The sequence below is a fragment of the Nocardioides sp. genome (assembly GCF_047606145.1).
Taxonomy (GTDB): Bacteria; Actinomycetota; Actinomycetes; order Propionibacteriales; family Nocardioidaceae; genus Nocardioides.
Genome location: NZ_JASGET010000120.1, coordinates 13219 through 32972 on the forward strand (window position 1 = coordinate 13219; position 19754 = coordinate 32972).

The 19754-nt window shown below is 66.6% G+C and carries 13 protein-coding genes and 1 pseudogene; 7 read left to right on the top strand and 7 right to left on the bottom strand.

The features are described 5' to 3' along the window. Positions 1–91: 91 nt before the first annotated feature. Both QM638_RS16020 and QM638_RS16025 read left to right on the top strand, forming a co-directional pair. The gene (locus QM638_RS16020; RefSeq protein ID WP_415143419.1) at positions 92–1642 is read left to right on the top strand and encodes a recombinase family protein; all 1551 of its coding nucleotides are present in this window, start codon (positions 92–94) and stop codon (positions 1640–1642) included. Between the two features lie 536 nt (positions 1643–2178). Further along, positions 2179–2370, top strand: a pseudogene (locus QM638_RS16025) (phosphate acyltransferase); the annotation flags it as partial. 261 nt (positions 2371–2631) lie between these two features. Here the strand turns inward: QM638_RS16025 and QM638_RS16030 are convergent. The 5 genes from QM638_RS16030 to QM638_RS16050 are packed head-to-tail and all read right to left on the bottom strand — an operon-like array spanning position 2632 to position 10460. Next, positions 2632–4077, bottom strand: coding sequence for an amidase (locus QM638_RS16030; protein WP_415143420.1), 1446 nt, complete (start codon positions 4075–4077; stop codon positions 2632–2634). Next, a complete protein-coding gene (locus QM638_RS16035) occupies positions 4074–6035 on the bottom strand; it encodes a propionyl-CoA synthetase (RefSeq protein WP_415143422.1) in 1962 nt (653 codons plus the stop codon). The genes QM638_RS16030 and QM638_RS16035 overlap by 4 nt, the downstream gene beginning before the upstream one ends. Beyond that, complete coding sequence (locus QM638_RS16040; protein WP_415143424.1) at positions 6032–6637, bottom strand: adenylate kinase; 606 nt, start codon at positions 6635–6637, stop codon at positions 6032–6034. The genes QM638_RS16035 and QM638_RS16040 overlap by 4 nt, the downstream gene beginning before the upstream one ends. Continuing rightward, positions 6637–8655 carry an acetate--CoA ligase gene (acs, locus tag QM638_RS16045; RefSeq protein ID WP_415143426.1) on the bottom strand — a complete coding sequence of 673 codons (2019 nt, stop codon included), beginning with the start codon at positions 8653–8655 and terminating at the stop codon, positions 6637–6639. Before acs ends, QM638_RS16040 begins: the two co-directional genes overlap by 1 nt. Positions 8656–8666: 11 nt before the next feature. After that, positions 8667–10460, bottom strand: a complete 1794-nt coding sequence (locus QM638_RS16050; protein ID WP_415143428.1) for a tannase/feruloyl esterase family alpha/beta hydrolase — start codon at positions 10458–10460, stop codon at positions 8667–8669. A 290-nt stretch (positions 10461–10750) separates the two neighbouring features. Here QM638_RS16050 and QM638_RS16055 point away from each other — a divergent pair, with 290 nt between their 5' ends. Further along, positions 10751–11557 carry a helix-turn-helix domain-containing protein gene (locus QM638_RS16055; protein WP_415143430.1) on the top strand — a complete coding sequence of 269 codons (807 nt, stop codon included), beginning with the start codon at positions 10751–10753 and terminating at the stop codon, positions 11555–11557. A 102-nt stretch (positions 11558–11659) separates the two neighbouring features. Here QM638_RS16055 and QM638_RS16060 read toward each other — a convergent pair whose 3' ends face one another. Both QM638_RS16060 and QM638_RS16065 read right to left on the bottom strand, forming a co-directional pair. Beyond that, positions 11660–12307, bottom strand: coding sequence for a TetR/AcrR family transcriptional regulator (locus tag QM638_RS16060; RefSeq protein ID WP_415143432.1), 648 nt, complete (start codon positions 12305–12307; stop codon positions 11660–11662). A gap of 523 nt (positions 12308–12830) precedes the next feature. Further along, the gene (locus tag QM638_RS16065; protein WP_415143434.1) at positions 12831–14264 is read right to left on the bottom strand and encodes an MFS transporter; all 1434 of its coding nucleotides are present in this window, start codon (positions 14262–14264) and stop codon (positions 12831–12833) included. Between the two features lie 260 nt (positions 14265–14524). On the opposite strand from QM638_RS16065, the gene QM638_RS16070 reads away from it, so the two are divergent. The 4 genes from QM638_RS16070 (at position 14525) to QM638_RS16085 (ending at position 19122) form a co-directional block, all read left to right on the top strand. After that, the gene (locus QM638_RS16070) at positions 14525–16240 is read left to right on the top strand and encodes a tannase/feruloyl esterase family alpha/beta hydrolase (protein WP_415143436.1); all 1716 of its coding nucleotides are present in this window, start codon (positions 14525–14527) and stop codon (positions 16238–16240) included. 508 nt (positions 16241–16748) lie between these two features. Continuing rightward, positions 16749–17762, top strand: coding sequence for a hypothetical protein (locus QM638_RS16075; protein WP_415143438.1), 1014 nt, complete (start codon positions 16749–16751; stop codon positions 17760–17762). 384 nt (positions 17763–18146) lie between these two features. Further along, positions 18147–18467: an excisionase family DNA-binding protein gene (locus tag QM638_RS16080; RefSeq protein ID WP_415143440.1), complete on the top strand. Its 321-nt coding sequence runs from the start codon at positions 18147–18149 to the stop codon at positions 18465–18467. A 163-nt stretch (positions 18468–18630) separates the two neighbouring features. After that, positions 18631–19122 carry a hypothetical protein gene (locus tag QM638_RS16085; RefSeq protein WP_415143442.1) on the top strand — a complete coding sequence of 164 codons (492 nt, stop codon included), beginning with the start codon at positions 18631–18633 and terminating at the stop codon, positions 19120–19122. Positions 19123–19754: the final 632 nt, after the last annotated feature.

Consider the following 19754-nt stretch of genomic DNA (forward strand, 5'->3'; position numbering starts at 1 on the left):
AACCGGTGTCGGGTGACACCATCGCTTCCAGCGAGGGCCTCATCTCCGACCTGGGGCAAGCCGCGAGCGCCCGACCGGAATCGTTCTCCGGATGTCTATCCCGAGCGTCAACGAGTCCCTGTCCCCGCTACGCGCAGTCTCCTACTTGCGCGTCTCGACCAACCGGCAAGCCCAGGTGGGAGGTGAGCCGGAGGGGCTGTCGATCCCAGCTCAACGGGAGGAGCGTGCCGGCGGCGAGCGATGGAGATGGGGGGCGCTCGTGGCGGCCGAGTTCCTCGAGCGCGGCCGGTCGGGGCGATCGTTGGAGCGACCTGAGCTGAAGCGAATGCTGGACTACATCGTGAGCCGCCCCGTGGACTTCGTGATCGTCCACAAGATCGACAGGCTCGCGCGCAACCGGGCCGACGACGCCGCGCTGACCAACCAGATCCTGGCAACCGGGGCGCACCTGGTGTTGACCGAGGTGATCAGCAGCAGCCCGTCGGAGCGGTTGCTGCATGGGATCATGGCTTCGATCGCGGAGTTCTACTCACAGAACCTTGCCACCGAGGTGATGGAAGGGATACGACCGAAGGCCATCCAAGGAGGAACCCCCGGCCGTGCGCCACTGGGGTATCTCAACCAGCAGTTCCGCGATCAGGACGGCCGCGAGGTCCGCACCATCGTCATCGACCCTGAGCGTGGTCCACACATTGCCTGGGCGTTCGAGGCGTATGCCACCGGCGAGTGGAGCCTCAACCAGATCGCCAGCGAACTCAATGAGCGGGGCGTGACCACCAGGCCAGGCCCGAATAGCCCAGCGATGCCGCTGACGTTGCGCGCCGTGCACTACCTTCTCCGCAACCCGTACTACGCCGGGGTCGTCACTCTCAACGGAGCCGAGCATGTCGGCTCCCACGAGCCACTCGTCGACGAGGCGACCTGGGCCGCCGTACAAGATGTCCTCGCCACGCGGCGCAACGGGGAACGCCCCCGCACCCATGACCACCACCTCAAGGGCACCGTCTACTGCATCGAGTGCGGGCGCCGACTGATCGAGCAACACAATCGTGGCAGGAACGGCACCGTCTACGGCTACTTCGTCTGCCACCGTGGCGGCAACAACGACTGCACCCAACGCGAAACGCTCCCGATCGCCCAGGTCGAGCAACGCGTCGCCGACTGCTATCGCACGATCGCCCTGACCGCGGAGCAGCGGGAGCGGATCGAACGGATCGCGCTCGCGAGACTGCGTCGTCAAGAAGCGCACGCCGCCGAGCGGGTCGACCAGCTCGACGCGGAGGCCCACAGCATCGAGCGACGGCAGGTGCGGCTACTGGAGGCCTACCACGCAGCCGCTGTTCCGCAGGCGCTGTTCCTGAAGAACCAGCAGCGCCTCAAGACCGAGCGCGCCCACAACGACCACGCGCGGCGGACAGCCGTAGCGGTACTCGCCGATCTGGAGCAAGAGGTGCGTGGGGCGCTTGATCTGCTCCAAAACATCCACGAGACCTGCCAGCAAGCGACCCCGATAGTCCGCAAGCAGCTCAACGGGGCGCTCTTCGCCCGCGTCCTGCTCGGTGCCGAGCCGACACAGGTCAGAGTCGAGCTCAACGAGCCCTACGACGCCCTGACCAGTGGAAACTCACTCAGAGACGGGTGAAGCCGCCCCCTTCAGGAGCGGCCTCACCGCGTTAGCGCCGCTTTTAATAGCGGCACCTCTGTACCCCCGACCGGATTCGAACCGGCGCTACCGCCGTGAGAGTCCAAATCTCGTCCGACGGGACACTGACGATCATCGTCGAGAATGACTGAACGCGCAGGTCAGACGGCATCTGACGGGTGGAGGTGCTCACGGGCATCGCCGGTCGTTCGCGGCTGTCGTGTTGCCAAAGCGTTGCCACGCCTACGCCCGCCGGATCCCGACCTTCGAGGTCCCCACTCCCGTGTCGCCGAGCTCCCTGGCTTACGCCGAGGGATATTTCAGAGGGCTGCTGTCGCAGGTTTACGCAGGTTCACGTCCTGCCGGGGGCACAACTTGCTATGGAGGCGACGCACTTCCACGCCGCCGGTTCGAGCCCTGCCGACGGCACAACAGGTGGGAACGAGTGATCCCTACAGCCGAGTGGTGATCGGGCACCGGAAGCGCGTGGATCGTTGATGTCGCTCGCGGGCGGACAGGGGTTCGATTCCTCTCACCTGGACATCGGCAACACCACATACAAAGCCGTGCGACGGTCGTCAAACGCGGTGGCGGTCGGCCCCGTCCTGCAAGGACTCCGGAAGCCGGTCAACGACCTTTCCCGGGGCGCGTCCGTGCGTGACATCCTCAATACGATTGCCGTCACCGCTATCCAGGCTCAAACACAACCGGCCGGACAGCCGCTGTGAGTCGAGCCTTGAGCCGTGGTGGCGACCTTCCCCGGGACGGCGTAGATCCCCGGACGCTCCGGACGCTGCGATTCCTGGTCAGAGCGACCAGCGCGCCCTTCCCCCATCACCAGCCACGCCCAAGGGTTTCTGGCGAAGGACGACTTCGATGGCCTGTTCGTCTCGCACAGCGACGGCTTTGTCATCCTTCAGGTCGCGCCTGCTTCACCGCCTCGCCAAGGCCATCGCTTGTCGTCATCTCCGCCCGGTGGGCCCTTCGGCTCATCCAGCTGCTGCGTTCATGGTCGATGCGGCCTGGAGCAGTTGTGAGACTTGGAGGATGGTCGGCTCGCTGTTGGGGGGGCCCATGATATGGACGCCGACGGGCATGCCGTTGATGAGTCCGACGGGGACGGTGAGGGCGGGGAAGCCCATCCAGTTGGCCAGGCGGGTGTGGGGGCACTCGGCGTCCATGATGAAGGCGCCGGCCTGCTGGTCGTGGTCGGTGTAGTGGTCCCATTCTTCACGGGTGGGGGCGATGAAGCGGACGGTGGGGCTGAGGATCAGGTCGTGGGTAGCGAATGAGGTCTCGAAGGTCTTCCACATGCGGTTGCGCTCTTCCACTGAGGCGGCGAACTTGGCGTTCTCGACAGGGTGTGGGCTGGTGGGGGCCACGCTCATCATGAAGCTGAAGAAATCCTCCTCGTGCCCTGCCCAGGTCTCGGTTAGGTTCGTGAACGCCACGCCGTCGGCCTCCAGGCTGCCCACGGCTGCTCGCGTGAAGCCGATCAGTCCGGGCGTGTCGTACTGTCCTGCCTTGGCCTCGGAGAATCCGAAGTCATCGGTCCAGCCCAGGCGGATCCCGGCCGGATCAGCACCCAGCAGGTGGGTGAAGTCCGGGGGCGTGTCTGGCAGTGCGTAGCAATCTCGCCCACTGGGGCCTGCGGCAGCGTTGAGGAAGAGCCCGGCATCTCGGGTGTCTCGCGCCATGGGGCCGAGTTGGCGGTGGGTCCAGGGCGCGAGGTTCTCCCAGTCGACGACGGGAATGCGTCCGCGGGTCGCAATCATGCCCACGACTCCGCAGAACGCCGCGGGCGCGCGAACCGATCCGGCTCCGTCGGCTGCGACGTTGAGTGGCGCGAACCCGGCGCCAGCGGCACTGCCCGGCCCTCCGCTGGACTGGCCAGGTACCCGGTTGAGGTCCCAGGGGTTGCGCACGCCGTCTTGGCCGACTTTGGTCTGACCAAGGAGGATCGCCCCGGCGGCTCGGAGACGTTCGGGGACGATCTCGTCGCGGCGACCTGTGAGGTGGAGGGGTTCCATGCTGCGGTCCGTGCGGAAGGTGGAGTAGGTGTAGAACGGCCAGCCGGTGACTTCCACGACCTCCTCGATCAGGACCGGCACGCCGTGGAGGAGGCCGAGGGACTCACCGCGAAGCACGTCGCGCTCGGCTTGCTGGGCGGCGGCGATCGCGCCGGCATGGTCGACGAAACTGACAGCTCCGAGTGCCTCGTTGTGCTCCTCGATGCGCTCGAGGAAGTGCTTGGTGACATCGACCGGCGAGACTTCCCGCTGGTCGATGAGCTCCTTGAGCCGCCAGGCCGGGGTCCAGGTCAGGGAGTCTTGGCCAGCGTCTTGCGAGGCTGTTGAGAGGGACCCGGGGGACGGTGTGGGCGGGTCCTGCACAAGGGGCTGCTCAGTTGCTGGTTGCGAGGTGGATCTGGTCATGGGCGGCTCTCCTGCTTTGGAGTGGGGGTCTGCTGCGCCGCGAGGACCGGGCGCAGTGCATCGAGGACGGTGGGGTCGTCGATGGTGGCGGGAACGTCGAAATGGTCGCCGTCGGCGATCTGCCGCATGGTCTTGCGCAGGATCTTGCCCGACCTGGTCTTGGGCAGACCGGCGACGATGTCGACGCCCTTGAGGGAGGCGATCGGGCCGATCTGGTTGCGGATCATCCCGGCCAGGTCGGCGCGAAGCGCCTCGACGTATCCGTCGGCGTCGACGTCGATGCCTGCCTTGAGCACAACGAAGCCGCGCGGCACCTGTCCCTTCAGCGAGTCGCTCACGCCGATGACGGCGCACTCGGCCACATCCGGATGGGCAGCCAGGACTTCCTCCATGGCCCCGGTGGAGAGCCGATGGCCGGCGACGTTGATAACGTCATCGGTGCGGCCCATGACGAACAGGTAGCCGTCCTGGTCGATCAGCCCGCCGTCGCCGGTCAGGTAGTAGCCCGGGAACGTGGATAGGTAGGAGCTCACGAACCGTTCGTCATCGCGCCACAGGGTGGGCAGCGCGCCCGGAGGCATGGGCAGCCGGATGAGGATCGAGCCCGTTTCGCCGGCGGGCACGTCGCGGCCGTGCTCGTCGACCACGTGGACGTCCCACCCGGGCAGCGGGACGGTGGGCGAGCCTGCCTTGATGGGTAGTAGCTCGATGCCGGCGGGGTTGCCGGCGATGCCCCACCCGGTCTCGGTCTGCCACCAGTGGTCGATCACCGGCACACCGAGCAGGTCACTGGCCCAGGTGTAGGTCTGCGGGTCGAGCCGCTCTCCGGCCAAGAAGAGGTACTTCAAACTCGAGAGGTCGTACTGGTGTGCGTAGGAGCCCTCGGGGTCCTCCTTGCGCACCGCCCGCAACGCGGTCGGCGCGGTGAACAGGGTGCCTACGCCGTGGTCGGCGACGACTCGCCAGAACTGCCCCGGGTCGGGCGTGCCGACCGGCTTGCCTTCATAGAGGACGCTGGTCGCTCCGACCAGCAGTGGACCGTAGACGATGTAGGAGTGGCCGACCGCCCAGCCGACATCGGAGGCGGTAAACATGGTCTGTCCGGGTCCGATGTCGTAGACGCTTCTCATCGACCAGGCCAGCGCGACCGCGTAGCCGCCGCTGTCGTGGACCACGCCCTTGGGTCGGCCGGTGGTTCCTGAGGTGTAGAGGATGTAGAGCGGTTCGCTGGAGGCCACCGTGACGGGGTCTGCCGGTTCGGCGCCTTCGATGGCGTCGGACCACGAGAGGTCGTGGGCGCCCAGGGTTGCTGTGGCTTGGGGTCGTTGCAGGACCACGACGCGGCTGGGCTTGTGGGCTGAGAGCTCGATGGCCTGATCCAGCAGCGGCTTGTATTCGATGATCCGGGTACCCTCGATCCCACACGAGGCCGAGACGATCACCACGGGCTCAGCGTCATCGATGCGCGTCGCGAGCTCGTGGGGGGCGAACCCGCCGAAGACCACCGAGTGGACTGCCCCCAACCGGGCGCAGGCCAGCATCGCCACCACCGCCTCCGGGACCATCGGCATATAGATCACCACCCGGTCTCCACAGGCCACACCGAGATCACGCAGGGCGCCGGCGAAGTTCGCCACCTCCTCACGCAACTCCGCGTAGGTCAGGGTCCGCACCGTGCCCGTCACCGGGGAGTCGTAGATCAGCGCGGCCTGATCGCCATGGCCCGCCTCGACGTGCCTGTCGAGAGCGTTGTAGGAGACGTTCAACGCCCCATCAGGAAACCAGTGGTAGAACGGGGCCTCCGAATCGTCCAGAGCCCTGGTTGGCTCCACGGCCCAGTCCAGTGCTCGTGCGGCCCTGAGCCAGAACGACTCCGGATCGCGCATGCTCTCATCCCGCACTTCGGCAAATGTCGTCACTTTCATCTCTCTCTCGTCTGCACGCGCTTTCGTCGTCACTCGAGCGGCTGTGCGTTCACCTGTGCCTCGGCTGAGCCGAGTCGACTGAGTGTCTGGGCGATCCGCTGAGATACCTGAGCCACGGTCCCAATGCCGTCGACGCTCGCGACCAAGTTCCGTTCTCGGTAGATGACGAGTGGCGGCTGCGTCTCGGCGGCGTGGATGGCCAGACGACGACGGATCGTCTCTGGGGTGTCATCAGATCGACTGCCCAACCTTCCTCGCTTCAGAAGGCGGGCCACCAGTTCCTCACTATCGACGACCAGTTCCACCACGCCGTCCAGTTGGCTGTCCTGCTCGCTGAGCACAGCGTCGAGGAAGTGCAGCTGGTCGACAGTCCGCGGGTAGCCGTCGAGGACGAATGCCTCCACGGCGTCGGGTTGACGGAACCTGTCGGCGACCATGGCATTGGTCACCTCATCTGGAACGAATTCCCCGGCCTCGATGAACCCCTGGGCCGTGCGGCCCAACGCTGTTCCGGCCCCAACGTGTGCTCGGAAGATCTCGCCGGTAGAGACGTGGGCACCGCTGACGCGCTGCGCCAGATCCACTGCCTGGGTCCCCTTGCCCGCGCCTGGAGGCCCCATGATCAACAGCCGCATCACGCCTCATCCGATGATGTGCTCGCAGCCTGCCCGGCGGAGATCAGTTCCATGATCCCGGCGTCGGCCAGGGTGGTGGTATCGCCGACGGCGCGCTTCTCGGCGACGTCGCGCAGCAGCCGGCGCATGATCTTCCCCGAGCGGGTCTTGGGCAGCTCGGGGACGATCATGATGGCCTTGGGCTTGGCGATGGGGCCGATCTCCTTGCGGACGTGGTCGGAGAGCTGCTTCTCGATGCCGTCGCCGGTCTCGACGCCCTCGCGCAGGATGACGTACGCCACCACGGCCTGACCGGTGTCGGGGTCGTTGGCGCCCACGACGGCGGCCTCGGCCACGGCCGGATGGGACACGAGCGCGGACTCGATCTCGGTGGTGGAGAGCCGGTGGCCGGAGACGTTCATGACGTCGTCGACGCGGCCGAGCACCCATAGGTCGCCGTCCTCGTCCTTCTTGGCGCCGTCGCCGGCGAAGTAGAACCCCTGCGACTTGAAGCGGGCCCAGTAGGTGTCCACGTAGCGCTGGTCGTCGCCCCAGATCGTGCGCAGCATCGAGGGCCACGGCGAGGTCAGCACCAGGTAGCCGCCCGAGCCGTTCGGCACCGAGTTGCCCTCGTCGTCGACCACGTCGGCAGTCACCCCGGGCAGCGCGGTCATGGCCGAGCCGGGCTTGCCGGCGGTCACGCCGGGCAGGGGGCTGATCATGATGGCGCCGGTCTCGGTCTGCCACCAGGTGTCGACCACGGGGACCTCGCGATCTCCTGGAGCGCCGCCGCTGCCTCCGATCACTTCGCGGTACCAGACGTAGGCCTCGGGGTTGATCGGCTCGCCCACCGAGCCGAGCACCCGCAGGGAGCTCAGGTCGCGGGCGTCGGGGATCTCCCGGCCCTGCTTCATGAAGGAGCGGATCGCGGTCGGGGCGGTGTAGAAGATCGAGACGCCGTACTCCTCGATGATCTGCCACCAACGACCGCGCTCGGGGAAGTCCGGGGTGCCCTCGTAGAGCACCTGGGTGGCGCCGTTGGCCAGCGGCCCGTAGGCGATGTAGGAGTGGCCGGTGATCCAGCCGATGTCCGCGCTGCACCAGTAGACGTCGCTCTCCGGCTTGAGGTCGAAGACCTCCCAGTGCGTCCAGGCGGCCTGGACCAGGTAGCCGCCGGTGGTGTGCAGGATGCCCTTGGGCTTGCCGGTGGTGCCGGAGGTGTACATGACGAAGAGCGGGTGCTCGGCGTCGAAGGCCGGCGGAGTGTGCGTGGTCGAGGCGGCGCCGACGGCGTCGTGCCACCACACGTCGAGGTCGTCGTGCCAGTCGACCTCCTGGCCGGTGCGGCGCACCACCAGCACGTGCTCGACCCGGTGGCCGGAGTCACCGTTCTTGGCGGCGATCGCGACCGCCTCGTCGACGGCGGGCTTGAGGCTGGAGGGAGCGCCGCGGCGGTAGCCACCGTCGGCGGTGATGACGAGCTTGGCCTGGCAGTCCTCGATCCGAGAGGCGAGCGCCTCGGCGGAGAAGCCGCCGAAGACCACCGTGTGGATCGCGCCGATGCGGGCGCAGGCCAGCATCGCGACCACGGCCTCGGGGATCATCGGCAGGTAGATCGCGACCCGGTCGCCGTCGCCCACCCCCAGCGACGTCAGCGCGTTGGCCGCCTGGGAGACCTCGTCCTTGAGCTGGGCGTAGGTGATCGCCCGCTTGTCCTCGATCGGCTCGCCGACCCAGTGGATCGCCACCCGGTCGCCATTACCGGCCTCGACGTGCCGGTCGACGCAGTTGTAGGCGGCATTGAGCGTGCCCCCCACGAACCACTTCGCGAACGGCGGGTTGTCCCAGTCCAGCACCCGGTCCCACCTCTGGAACCAGGAGAGCCGCTCGGCTGCCGCGGCCCAGAAGCCCTCCGGATCGGTCGCGGCGGCGTCGTACGCGTCGGCCTTGACGTTCGCGGCCGCGGCCAGCGCGGCCGGCGGCTCGAAACGCCGGTTCTCGTGGAGCAGGTTGGAGAGAGTCTCAGGCTGTTGGCTCATGGATCTGCCTTTCAGGCATCGACGGTGCTGGTTGCCCGGCCGGGGAGTGTTGAGGGCTCGTCACGTTCGGCTTTGTCTTGAGACCACATCGAGCCAGCGACAGCCGAACCGGCAACGGTTAGCTGTCGATCTGCAGCGTGGTAGCTGGAGGCGAGTGAGGGATCGCCGACGCCTGAGTACCTGGTCACCTGCGGGTAGGGGTAGACCGGACGTGTCGCGTCGATCCGGCCGCTGGCAGTGTCGTAGCGTTCGGCCACTAGTTCTGTGGGTGTCTCGCCGCTTTCGACCCACCGCATGAGGGCGCTCATGCCTTCAGCCAGGGACACTCCTGGGCCGTGGCCGGTGCAGAAGGTGTGGCTGTCGCCGTCGGCGACGAACAGTCGTGCAAAGGTCATGGTCTGATCGAGGCCGCCCATGGTCTCCACAATTCGCTCGTAGTAGTCCAGGCATCCGTCCATGGGCAGGGCTTGGTCTTCTCCGGCCTGGGTGAGCAGCAGCTTTGCCCCTGCGTCCATGAAGCTGGTGAGGTCGGGATCGTCGGTGGCGATCGCCGCGAGGTCGCGGACGCCCTCGTCGAAAAGACTCTCGTAGGTCTCGAGTGTGAGCGAGTCCCAGTCGAGCTGGCGGTCCCTACTCACCCATTGCAAGTGGGCCAGCCCGAGCGGCCACGGTACGGCTCGGAGAGTCCCGTCGATCTCGGTGGTGTGGCACAGCTCGAGCGGTCCCCAGCTGGCAACGCCGGGGCGTAGCCCGTACCAGAGCCGTCGTCCATCACGGCGGCGCGGTCCGTCCCAGATCAGCCCGACGACCTCGACGTCGCGTTGCGTGATCGGGCCAGCGGAGGTCTGCACACCCACCATGCTCGCAAGGTCGAAGTCGATCGGATCGAGGGCGCCGAGGAATCCGTCTCGTAGGCCGTCAATGCCATCGCAGGCCTCGATGACGGCTTCGCGGACGGCGTCGAGCTTCGCCGCGGCGACCGGATTCTGATGGTGCTTCATGATCAGTGCGGGCCACAGGCCGGCCGGGACAATCCGGGTCCAATTGACCGCGGGATCAGCAGCCCAGACTCCGTCGAAGTCTGTCGGCCAGCGAATCGCGGACGCGATCGCCTGCCGCCCACCACCGGAGCCGCCGGCCAGGTAGCTGAACTCTGGCTCCCGGCCGTGAATGGCGGAAATGATGCGCTTGGCGACCACGGTCATCTCGTGGGTGCTGAGGTGGTTCCAATTTCGGATGAGCTCCCGGTCCAGCGCCCCACTCGCTGAGTCCAGAGGCCAGTCGAAGAGGCGATTGGAGTCGGTGGCGGCCTCCTTGTTGGCGCCATCGGTCGCGGCAGTGGCGAACCCGTTGCGCAGCGCATGCGACATGGTGGCGTTGCGCAACGTCACCTCATCGGCCCACAGCGGCCCGGTCATGGAGCCGCCTCCCACAGTGGCGAGGAATCGTCGGTTCCAGGCGAGCGGGACCCAGATGTAGAAGTCAGTCACATGTCCGTCCGTGCCGTGTTTGCTCACACGAACGTCCCAGAAGGCCGGTACGCCTCGGATGCTGAGTAGATCGACGCCCGGCGGAAGCATCTCCGAAGGCGGCTGCGGCGGATCGAAGTCGCCCGAGGCGTTGATGACGGCCGAGACCACCCGCACGCCCTCCAACCCGGCAAGCGCGCTCTGAAGGCTCTCTACCGTCACCACCGTCGCCTTCTCTGCGCTCACCTCCGTGCCCGCCTCGAAGGCCATCCAGGATCCGTCATCGGCCAGCCAGCTGGTCAGCCCCCGGCGCTGGAGCTCGTCCTCAAGGCTCATCGGCCCTCCTCCACAAGTCATGCCACCAGTCGTGTCGGCGAACAGCGCCGCACCAAGAGTAGATACTGTGACGTCCAACACGTCATGTCAACCATTAGATAGACGGTCTGTCCATTCACTGCGGCGCAGAGGCCTCTACTCAATATGGATGTCTTGTCCTGTTACTTGACATTATGTCCACCGCGTCGGAGGATGACTTACGTGTGACTCTCGACACACCAGATGGAGGGACGTCGGATGCGTACCGCGCACGCACGGCCTTGGGAGACGGGAGATCCGAGATGACACAGATGATCCAGACGACCGAGATGAGCGAGCCGATCCAGATCGCTGAGACGACGGGACCGCCGGGCGTGGACTCCCCGCTTCCGGACCCGAGCTCGGGCACTGAGCGACGCTTCGGCCACCTCACAGGGCAGCAGCATCTGGCCAGCCAGCAACGGCCCGCCGACGCGGCCGACCTCGTCCGCACGGCGCTAGACCCGGACGCTGCCCCCGAGTTGCGGCGGGCGGCCGTTGGCGGGCTCGGCCTAGCACGAGGACCGGTCATGGTCGTCGCCTTGCCCCTGGAGGCTGAGCCTGCGGACCGGAACACAGCCAGCGTGGGAGGCCTGCGGGCGCTGCTCCTGCCTGCCGCCCACGATGTGGAGTCGAGCCTGCCGGCGCGCCACTGCGCCGGTATTGCCCAGAGCAACGCTGTTGACCTCGTCACGGGGTGGCGACAGGCTCGGATCGCCCTGACGATGGCGGCCGGCCGAGACCCGGCCAGCAGCCTCCATGTGCACTACACCGACCTCGGCGCGCTGGCCTCACTGGCCGAGATCTTCTCAGCAGAAGCCGCCGCCACGACCCCGGACGTCCTCGTCCTCGACCACCTGCACACGGAGCGTTCCTGGTCTGTGGCCACGCTGCGCGAGGTGATCGGCCACCAGAGCATGCGACGCGCCGCCAGCCAGATGTATCTCCACCACTCAACATTGCTGCAACGCGTCGAATGGCTCGAGCAGCATCTGGGCTACCCGCTACGCACACCGGAGGGCCGCATCAGAGGCGCAGTCGCGTGGGCCCTGTGGTGCATCGCCCACGCGGATCGCTGACCCGATCAAGCTCAACAGCCCGACCCACTCCCCTGAGAGAGCTCGGCGAGCCGCCCGCCGACCTCAAGGCGCTGGGCCAACAAACTGGGCTAGGGAGCCGGGCTAGGGAGTAAACGCGTCGGCCCACAACTCGGCGAGGTAGCTCAAGACATCGTCCTGGCTCAGCGCCTCACCGTGCAGGCCCGTGACGGCGATGGCCGTCAGCGTCATATGCGACAGCGCCAGATAGCGCGCCCGCTTATGAACACGCTCGACGGCGTCGTATCGCTCGAAGTGACCGGCGAGCTCCACCATGACCTGTGCGAGCCGGTCGGCGAACCAGCGTCCGACCTCCGGCTCGCTGAGCACCGCAACCTGCAGCGCCATGCCTACCGCGCCGTCACTGCGCCGCCAGTCGACCGATCCTGCCAGAAAGGCCTCACGAAGCCCCTCCTTCGTAACGCCGCTCTCCACCTGGGCGGCCAGGCTTCGACACGCGGCAACGAAGTCAGGGGTCGACCGCTCCAGCAACGCGATCGCGACCGCTGCCTTCGAGTTGAAGTGCAGATAGAACGTCGCCCGAGCGCACCGCGCCAAGCCGACGATGTCATCGACCGTGACGGCCACATAGCCCTTCCGCGCAAACGCCTCAGAAGCGGCGTCGAGCAGACGCGACCGCGTGAAGTCTCGTCGCTGTTCCTGCAAGGGCCTCATGTCAGCCTGCACGGCCTTGATGTCGGCTGTCACGTCGGCCTCACTCTCCACTGCCATCCTGATCATCTAGAGCAAACGATCTGTGGGCATCGATCACACACTCCCGCGTGCGACCGATCTCCATCTCTCACGAGTGGATCTCTCGTGCCATGCGCAATCCTAGCCAGGGTCGTTTCAGGCGTAGCTTCGACTGCCCGAAGGTAGCACCGTCGACTGCCCAGACAGTGGCACGCCGGTCTCTTCCGCGCAGCGTGGCTAGGCATCACAGTTAGCCCGTCTTCACGGTGTAGCCCCAGCGTTAGATGTAGTCCCAGGGGTTAGGTCCCGTGCGGTCCGGGCCCCGTCCTCGCGGTGGCGCATCCGGTGCTCATCGATGCCATTGACAGCGTGCGGCCCATCACAGCGTGCGGCCCAGGTCCGGAGACCGGAGGAGCCAGATCCGACGCTGCGGCTCCCAGGAGCGAGACTCAGCGGCTCCACCGGCCCGTGCCGATAGCACTGACCGTGGAGCCGCCGGGCTAGGACTACCTGAACACCTTGAACAGCTTGCGGCGCCCGCCGTCACTGCCTCGACTCGTGGCTAGCCAACCGACACTGCTGCTTCGGCGCGCGGCGCCGCACCGCGCCTCGCCTCGTTCCCTATGCCGCTGAGGCAGATCAGGAGCACGATGAACTCGCATAGTGCCCCCACGAGGAAGGAGACGGTGAACATGTGCCCGTCGGGCACGCCGGGCGCGCCGGGCACGCTCTTGTGGGAGAGGATGGTGGAGAAGATCACCGGTCCCACTGCCCCCGAGACGCACACCGCGAGCCCGAGTGAGCCGCTAGCCATTCCTGCGCGCTCAGGACGGACCGTGCGCTGGATCGTTCCGTACAGGCCTCCGGTGACCAACCCGATGCCGATCCCGTAGATGATCACACCCACGATCAGGGACCAGACGTGGTCGTGCATGAACGCGAGCCAGACCGCTGCACAACAGTGGGCCACAGCCCCGCACGCCGCGATCCGAAGCGACCAGCCCCGTGACGTCGCCCGGCCAGCAACGAGTGTTCCGAAGAAGCCACAGGCAGAGAACGGGGCAAGGATCCAGGCGGTGTCCAACGCCGACTTCCCCAGGCCGTAGGGCGCGACGCTCGGGCTCATCTGGGTGATGTAGGGGATCAGGATCGACAACGCGGCCGAAGGGATCCCGAGCGCGAGGCCGGCCAGCACCGTCCGGGTGAACATGCCTTCGGAGAAGAGGCTGAAGTCGACCACCGGTGTCGGCAGGCGCCGTTCCCGCAGATACCACACGAAGGCCAGCACCACTCCGCCGGTGATGCAGCCCAGGGTCCTTCCATTGGTCCAACCCCAGTCGGTGCCCTTGGAGATGCCGATCAGGATGGCCAGAAGCCAGATGGTGCCGCCAAGCAGGCTCAGGGCCCCGAGGTGGCCCCGCTCCTGCAACGTCCCGGTGGGCATGGCCACGAACACCAGCACGGTCACCACCAGGGTGATAACTGCGATGATCACGAAGTATCCTCGCAAGCTGATCTGGCCCACGATCCAGGCGCCGAGAACCCCACCGATGGCACTGCCCCCAAAGGTCATGGCCTGAGCCCCTGAGACCGCGCGCCCGATGCTTCCTACGGCTCGTCGCATGGCAGCCATCGCCACCGGGCTGGCCGAGGCCGCCACCCCCAGGAGGGCGGCGCCGGCCAGCACGACGGCGTAGGTGTGGGACAAGCGCATCAGCGCGCACCCGATGGTGATCGCGGCCGGCACCAAGGTCGCGGCCCACTTGTCACCCACGACGTCGGCCAGACGAGGCAGGAACGCCGTTGCCACGCCTCCGGCGATCAGGAGGGTGGTGAAGATCCACGACGCCTGCACGACCGAGAGCCCGTAGATCGTCCCGATCGTCGGCAAGAGCGGACTCAGCGATGCCACTCCCGCCGTGGCCACGAAACACAACCCCATCAGGGCCGCATAGATCAGATTTCGTCGCACCGCCGACACCGGGTCGACAGGCACGTCTGAGATGGCAGTCAACTCTGTTCCCTCTTTCCGCCTCACGCCGCAGGAGGTCTGTCCCGCTGGCTCGATCCACCGCTTCAGGCCTCCCACTCACCGGAGTGGCAAGGCGCATCGCGACGGCCTACAGCGTGGGAGGATCGTGGCCTAGATCACAACCGCCAAGTGGCGGGTCTCCAGAAGGGCAAGACACGCTCGTTGATCCGTAGATAGACAGTTCATCTAGACACGAGTCGTTTCGTCTGCATAGTGTGCTCGACATGACGGACATCACATCGATTCGGGTGAGCAGCTGGGACCGTTGGATCGATCCGAGGTCGATCCCTGCGGCCGATGAGAGTGTCACCGAGCGTTGTTCTCACGAACTGCTGCAAGAGGCGCTCGAGGGCCTTGACGCCGACCTGCGAGCCGAGATCGGCAGCATGAAGGTGACCTCGGCCCAGGTCAATCGCACCGGGCGTTTCGAGGTCCCACCGCCCCGATTCATGGCCCTTCCGCCGGGAGTCACGATGGACGTCCCCCCCATCACTGACCTTCCGCCGTTCTGCGACGTGCGCGTGGGGATCAGGACTCCAGGCGGTCAGGAACAAGAGGCGATGATCTGGGTGCCTTTGGGCTGGAACAGCCGCTTCCTGGGCTGTACCGCGGGTGGGGACTTCACGCTGACCCTCGGCGACCAAGCACAGCGTCACGTGCAGCCGCCGTTCGCACTGCGCAACGGTTTCGCGACCGCCACCATCGACGGCACCCGCGTCGACACCAGTGCACAAGAGGTCATTCGAGCTGACGGAACGATTGATGCCGAGCTGATCGCCAACCTAGCGCACCGCTCCCTGCATGCGATGACGATCATCGCCAAGGCGATCGTCGGGGCCCTCCACGGCCGAGCGCCTCGGTTCTCCTACCTGGTGGGCGACTCCGTCAACGGCCGGCAGGCGATGGCATCGGCGCAGTTCCACCCAGGAGACTACGACGGGATCTGGTCCGAGGATCCGGCGATCAACTGGACCCGCGTCATCCCGGCCGGCCTGTGGCCAGCGACCGTGATGCACGAGCTCGACAATGTGCTGCCGGAGGAGAAGCTGGAGGCCTTCCGCAGCGCCGTCCTCGAAGCCTGTGATGGCGCTGACGGCGTCGAGGACGGGTTCCTTGGCGCCTTCGAGCCCATCGACCTCGACCCCCACAAGGTCGTGGGCACCGCCACGCCGGCCGGCGAGATCACCCAACTCGATGCCGAGGTGATGGAACTGATCTGGGCCGGCCCTCGGCGCGTCACGGGAGAACGACTGTGGTTCGGACCACGTCCGGGGACCCGTTCCTGGGGCAGCCACGTCGCGATGGGGTTCCCGGTCGGCCTTTGCGTCACCACGGACGTGGACAGCCAGCTAGTCCCGGCACCGTTCGGACTGTCGCCACTCATGCAACGATGGGTCACACGCGATCCCGAAGCCAACGGAATCGGGCTCACCTTCGCCGAGTACGAGAGCCTCTTCGACCAAGGCTGCGCCGAGTTCGCTGAGATCGCCACCGACAACCCCGACCTGACGGCCTTCCGCGACGCGGGCGGCAAACTGCTGCTCAGCCACGCCGGCGACGACGAAGTGATTCCCTTTCAGGGAAGCGTCAACTACTACCGACGCGTCATCAAGGCCATCGGGGGCTTGGAGGAGACTCGGGCCTTCGCTCGCCTCTTCGTCACTGACGGCGACATGCACAACTTCTGCTACGGCCTCGGCCCCGGGCTCACCCTCGCCCGCGGGATGGCGGCCCTTATGACGTGGGTCGAGAACGGCCAGGCACCCGAGACCATCATCGCCGAAAGCTGGTCCCCCCAAGACCGCACCCTCACGGCCACCCGACCCGCCTACGCCTACCCCGGATCCACCAGCTACAACGGAGACGGCGATCCCGCGGACGCGAGGAACTACCACCAAGTGCCCGCCAGCGAACACGTCCTACGCAACTTCGATCTTTGACAACTGCTGGTGGATAACCTCCGTCCGATGGCGCCGCGATGGCGGCCGCCACCACCGCCGTCGCGGCCTTCAACCCGACCCAACGGGAAGGCCAACATCGACGCACGATCACGCAAGTCATTGCAGTGCCGGCACGACGACGATCTTGGCGTCCTTCTCGGGGTCGCGCAGGCGTTCGAAGTGGGGTCACCGTGCCTGCGCGGGATCGGCTGGGTCAACGATCACGCGTGGCCCAGTTTCCGCTTTGCAGTCCACACCGCAGCTTGGACAACCTTCGAGGGCTTGTTCCCACCGATCGATCCAGTCGAGGTCGACCACCCATCGCTGGCCGCATTCCCCGCACAACATGTGACGGCTGCGGAAGAAGTCAACTGGTCGTTCCACGTCTCATTATCTCCCAGACGCCGCCGGTGCCTGCGTCAGCGAACCGCCCTCAAACCCCCTGCATTGACACTCGCCACCCCCGATGAGCCCACGTCGCCGCGGCGAAACCGACAGACTGTTCCTTGTGGCCGAGTACTACGACGGATGGTTCCGCCCAACTGAGGTGAAGCCGTTGCCCTCCGTCGCCTCCAAACGCACCCTCACCGCAGCCATTTGCGACGCCCTGATCCAGAGGTACACCAGGGCCGCGCTTGCGTCCGTCCTCCCCGAGGAACTCAAGCTGGAATGGCGTCGCAGCACCGGACAGCCCGACCAGGCGGAGACGAAACGCGACCTCATCACTGGCTACATCGAGGACTGGTCGATCGCGGAACTCGCCACGCTCGCCCGAAAGCTGAGCACGTACGCGGACATCTACCAGCTCAACCAGGAGCAGCTGGCTGCACTGGTGAATGCGTACGACCAAGGCGACGGCGTACAGGGCAGGACGAAGAACCTCATCTTCGCCAGCACCGGCCCAAAGCCGGACCTCGTGCTCCGAGACGCGGTGAGCAACGACATCGAGATCGTGGCGAACGGCGACACCTGCCTCATCTACGACCAACCGCTGCCCGAGGGCGGACTGAAGTTCAGCGACCTCGCCAACTGGTGGGCAACCCATCCCTCCTGCCCGTCCGACCTTGAAGGGCCAGCAATCGCTCGCAACCTTTATCAACGGCTGGCCGCCTCGCTCGCAAGCCCACCGGAGCGACTGCTGTTCCGGACCTACTACGCGCGCTTCAAGGACGACCCGGACGTCATCGCACTACTGCCGCAGGTCTACCTGCACTACGACCCGCTCGACCAACGGACTCGCAGGACATCGGCAAACGGCGCACCTCTCGCCCGACAGCGGATGGACTTCCTCATGTTGTTCAGCGACCGCAAGCGCGCAGTCATCGAGGTAGACGGCAAGCAGCACTACGCCGTCGGCGACACCGCAAGCCCTCAGCTCTACTCCGAGATGGCCGCCGAGGACCGCCGGCTCAAGCTCGCGGGATATCAAGTCTTCCGCTTCGGCGGACACGAACTCGGGCAGCCCACCGCAGAGGCGACGTTGAACGACTTCTTCGAGGGTCTTCGCTCGCGTATGACCTGACAATCCGCCAGGTGACCCGAAACGACCCCGGGATGTCTACCTGTGTCCTCATCCAGATGCGACACCTCGCGTGACCAAGTGCGACCGCCGCCGCCTTCCACGACTTCGCCGTATCGTTGCGGCGCACAGCGGCGATCGCTCGGTCCGCTGCGCCGGCACGCTGTTGCAGGCCGTTGCCCATCAAAGCGTGCCCCATCCGAGCTCTTGTCGAACCCACGTACGACGGGCGCAAACGATCACAGGCTCCTCCCCCGCCGCCCGCTCCGGGCGCCCCGCGACGTAGAGACGTAGAGCGGTGCATCCACTCGCTGCCGACAACGAGATGGTCACTTGGAGCGCCACAAATGACCAGTCGCAGACTATGATGGACCCATGAGCGAGTCGATGACGATCAACCCGGCGCACCTGTCGGACGACGACTGGGCCACGCTTCGTGCGTTCCTGGAGTCGGCCAAGGCGCGCGGCGAGGTCGTCGACGTCTCTGCCCGGGTGGAGTTGCTGTCGCCCGCCGAGGTGGCCAAGCGGCTGGGGATGTCGAGGTCGACCGTGCTGCGGCGGATCGCCGACGGCGACCTCAAGGCGACGAAGGTAGGCACGCATCACCGCATCCCGCTGGCCGAGTTCGAACGCTATAGCCACGAGTTGATGCGGCGCATGGCCGAGGCCAGCTCCGCCGACATCGCGGCTGAGTTGTTCGGTGAGTGAGTCAGCGGTCCTGTTCCTAGACGCCAATGCCCTCGCCTCACCGGTCACCCGGACTCTGGTCATTGCAGGCGCCCGCGCCGACGGGTTGCATGTGGTCTAGTCACCCCACGTCGAAGCCGAGGCTGACCGGCATGCACGGGGCAGAGCGGCGCGAGTCTCGACCGTGCGCACGGACATCTTGGGCATGGAGCTGTCGCCATCAGCGACGAGCGCCAAAGGCCTGGTGACGGTCTCGGCGGAGGATCGTCAGGTCATGGCCGATGCGATCCTCGCCGGCGCGCGGTATCTGATCACCACCGATGTGGACGACTTCGCGTTCGAGGACCTTGCCGAGCATGAGATGAGCGCAGTCAACCCAGACTATTTCATGGCGTTGCGGCTCAGTGAGTTCGCATACCGCGAGGGCGTAAGCGTACTCGCCGAGGTAGCGAAGAACCCTCCGCGGACAGCGGCCGACGTGCACCGCATGCTGGGCCGCCGGCACCCGCACCTCACGGCACGGTTCGCCCACCTCTACGACACAACACCGGTCCCGGCAGACCCGGATCAGCCGAGCGTGCTGTTTCGGGGCGTCGCCTGCCTGCGCTGCGACTCACATCTGGGTGACGAGGAAGGCTTGCAACTCGGGCTGTGTGGTCGGCACCGAGGACGGTGACCTACGGAAGCGCTGATCAATGGGCCAGTTCGCGCGTGAGTGGCCGCTGGACGGCCTTGGCCCGGGCGCTGGTCGTCCCTCCCTCCCCACCACCATCCGGATCTGCCGCGAACCTGCGGTGACGTTCCCTCACAAACGGGGTCCGTCCGTGCCGCCTGCCTCTCTCCGGGAGAGAACCCGGCGGCCTGTCCGACACGGCTCGCGACCCGCGACTTCCGGCGAGCCTCCGAAGGGCTGCCACCCAACGCATCGCGTCCACGAGTTCGGCCACGGCGTAGCGCGTGGACACCCCTGCGGGCGCACCCCGTTGCCCGCGTGTTGCCCGGCCACCGTTGCAGGGCGACGGTGCACGTCCCCCACCTACCGCGTCGACGCAGGTCAGGGCCATCGTGACCAGCCACCAACCGGCAACCCCGGCACCGGTGCTACTGCCCGGCGAAGGCGGTAGCGTCGGCTCGTTGCCGAAGTGTTGCCAATTCCGGCCTCCGTGGCGGATCCGGCACCGAAGGCGAAGTGGCCCTGACCTGCATCTCTGCAGGTCAGGGCCACTTTTCGCTTCGGTGCCGGATCCGCCACGGAGGCCGGAATTGGCAACACTTCGGCAACGAGCCGACGCTACCGCCTTCGCCGGG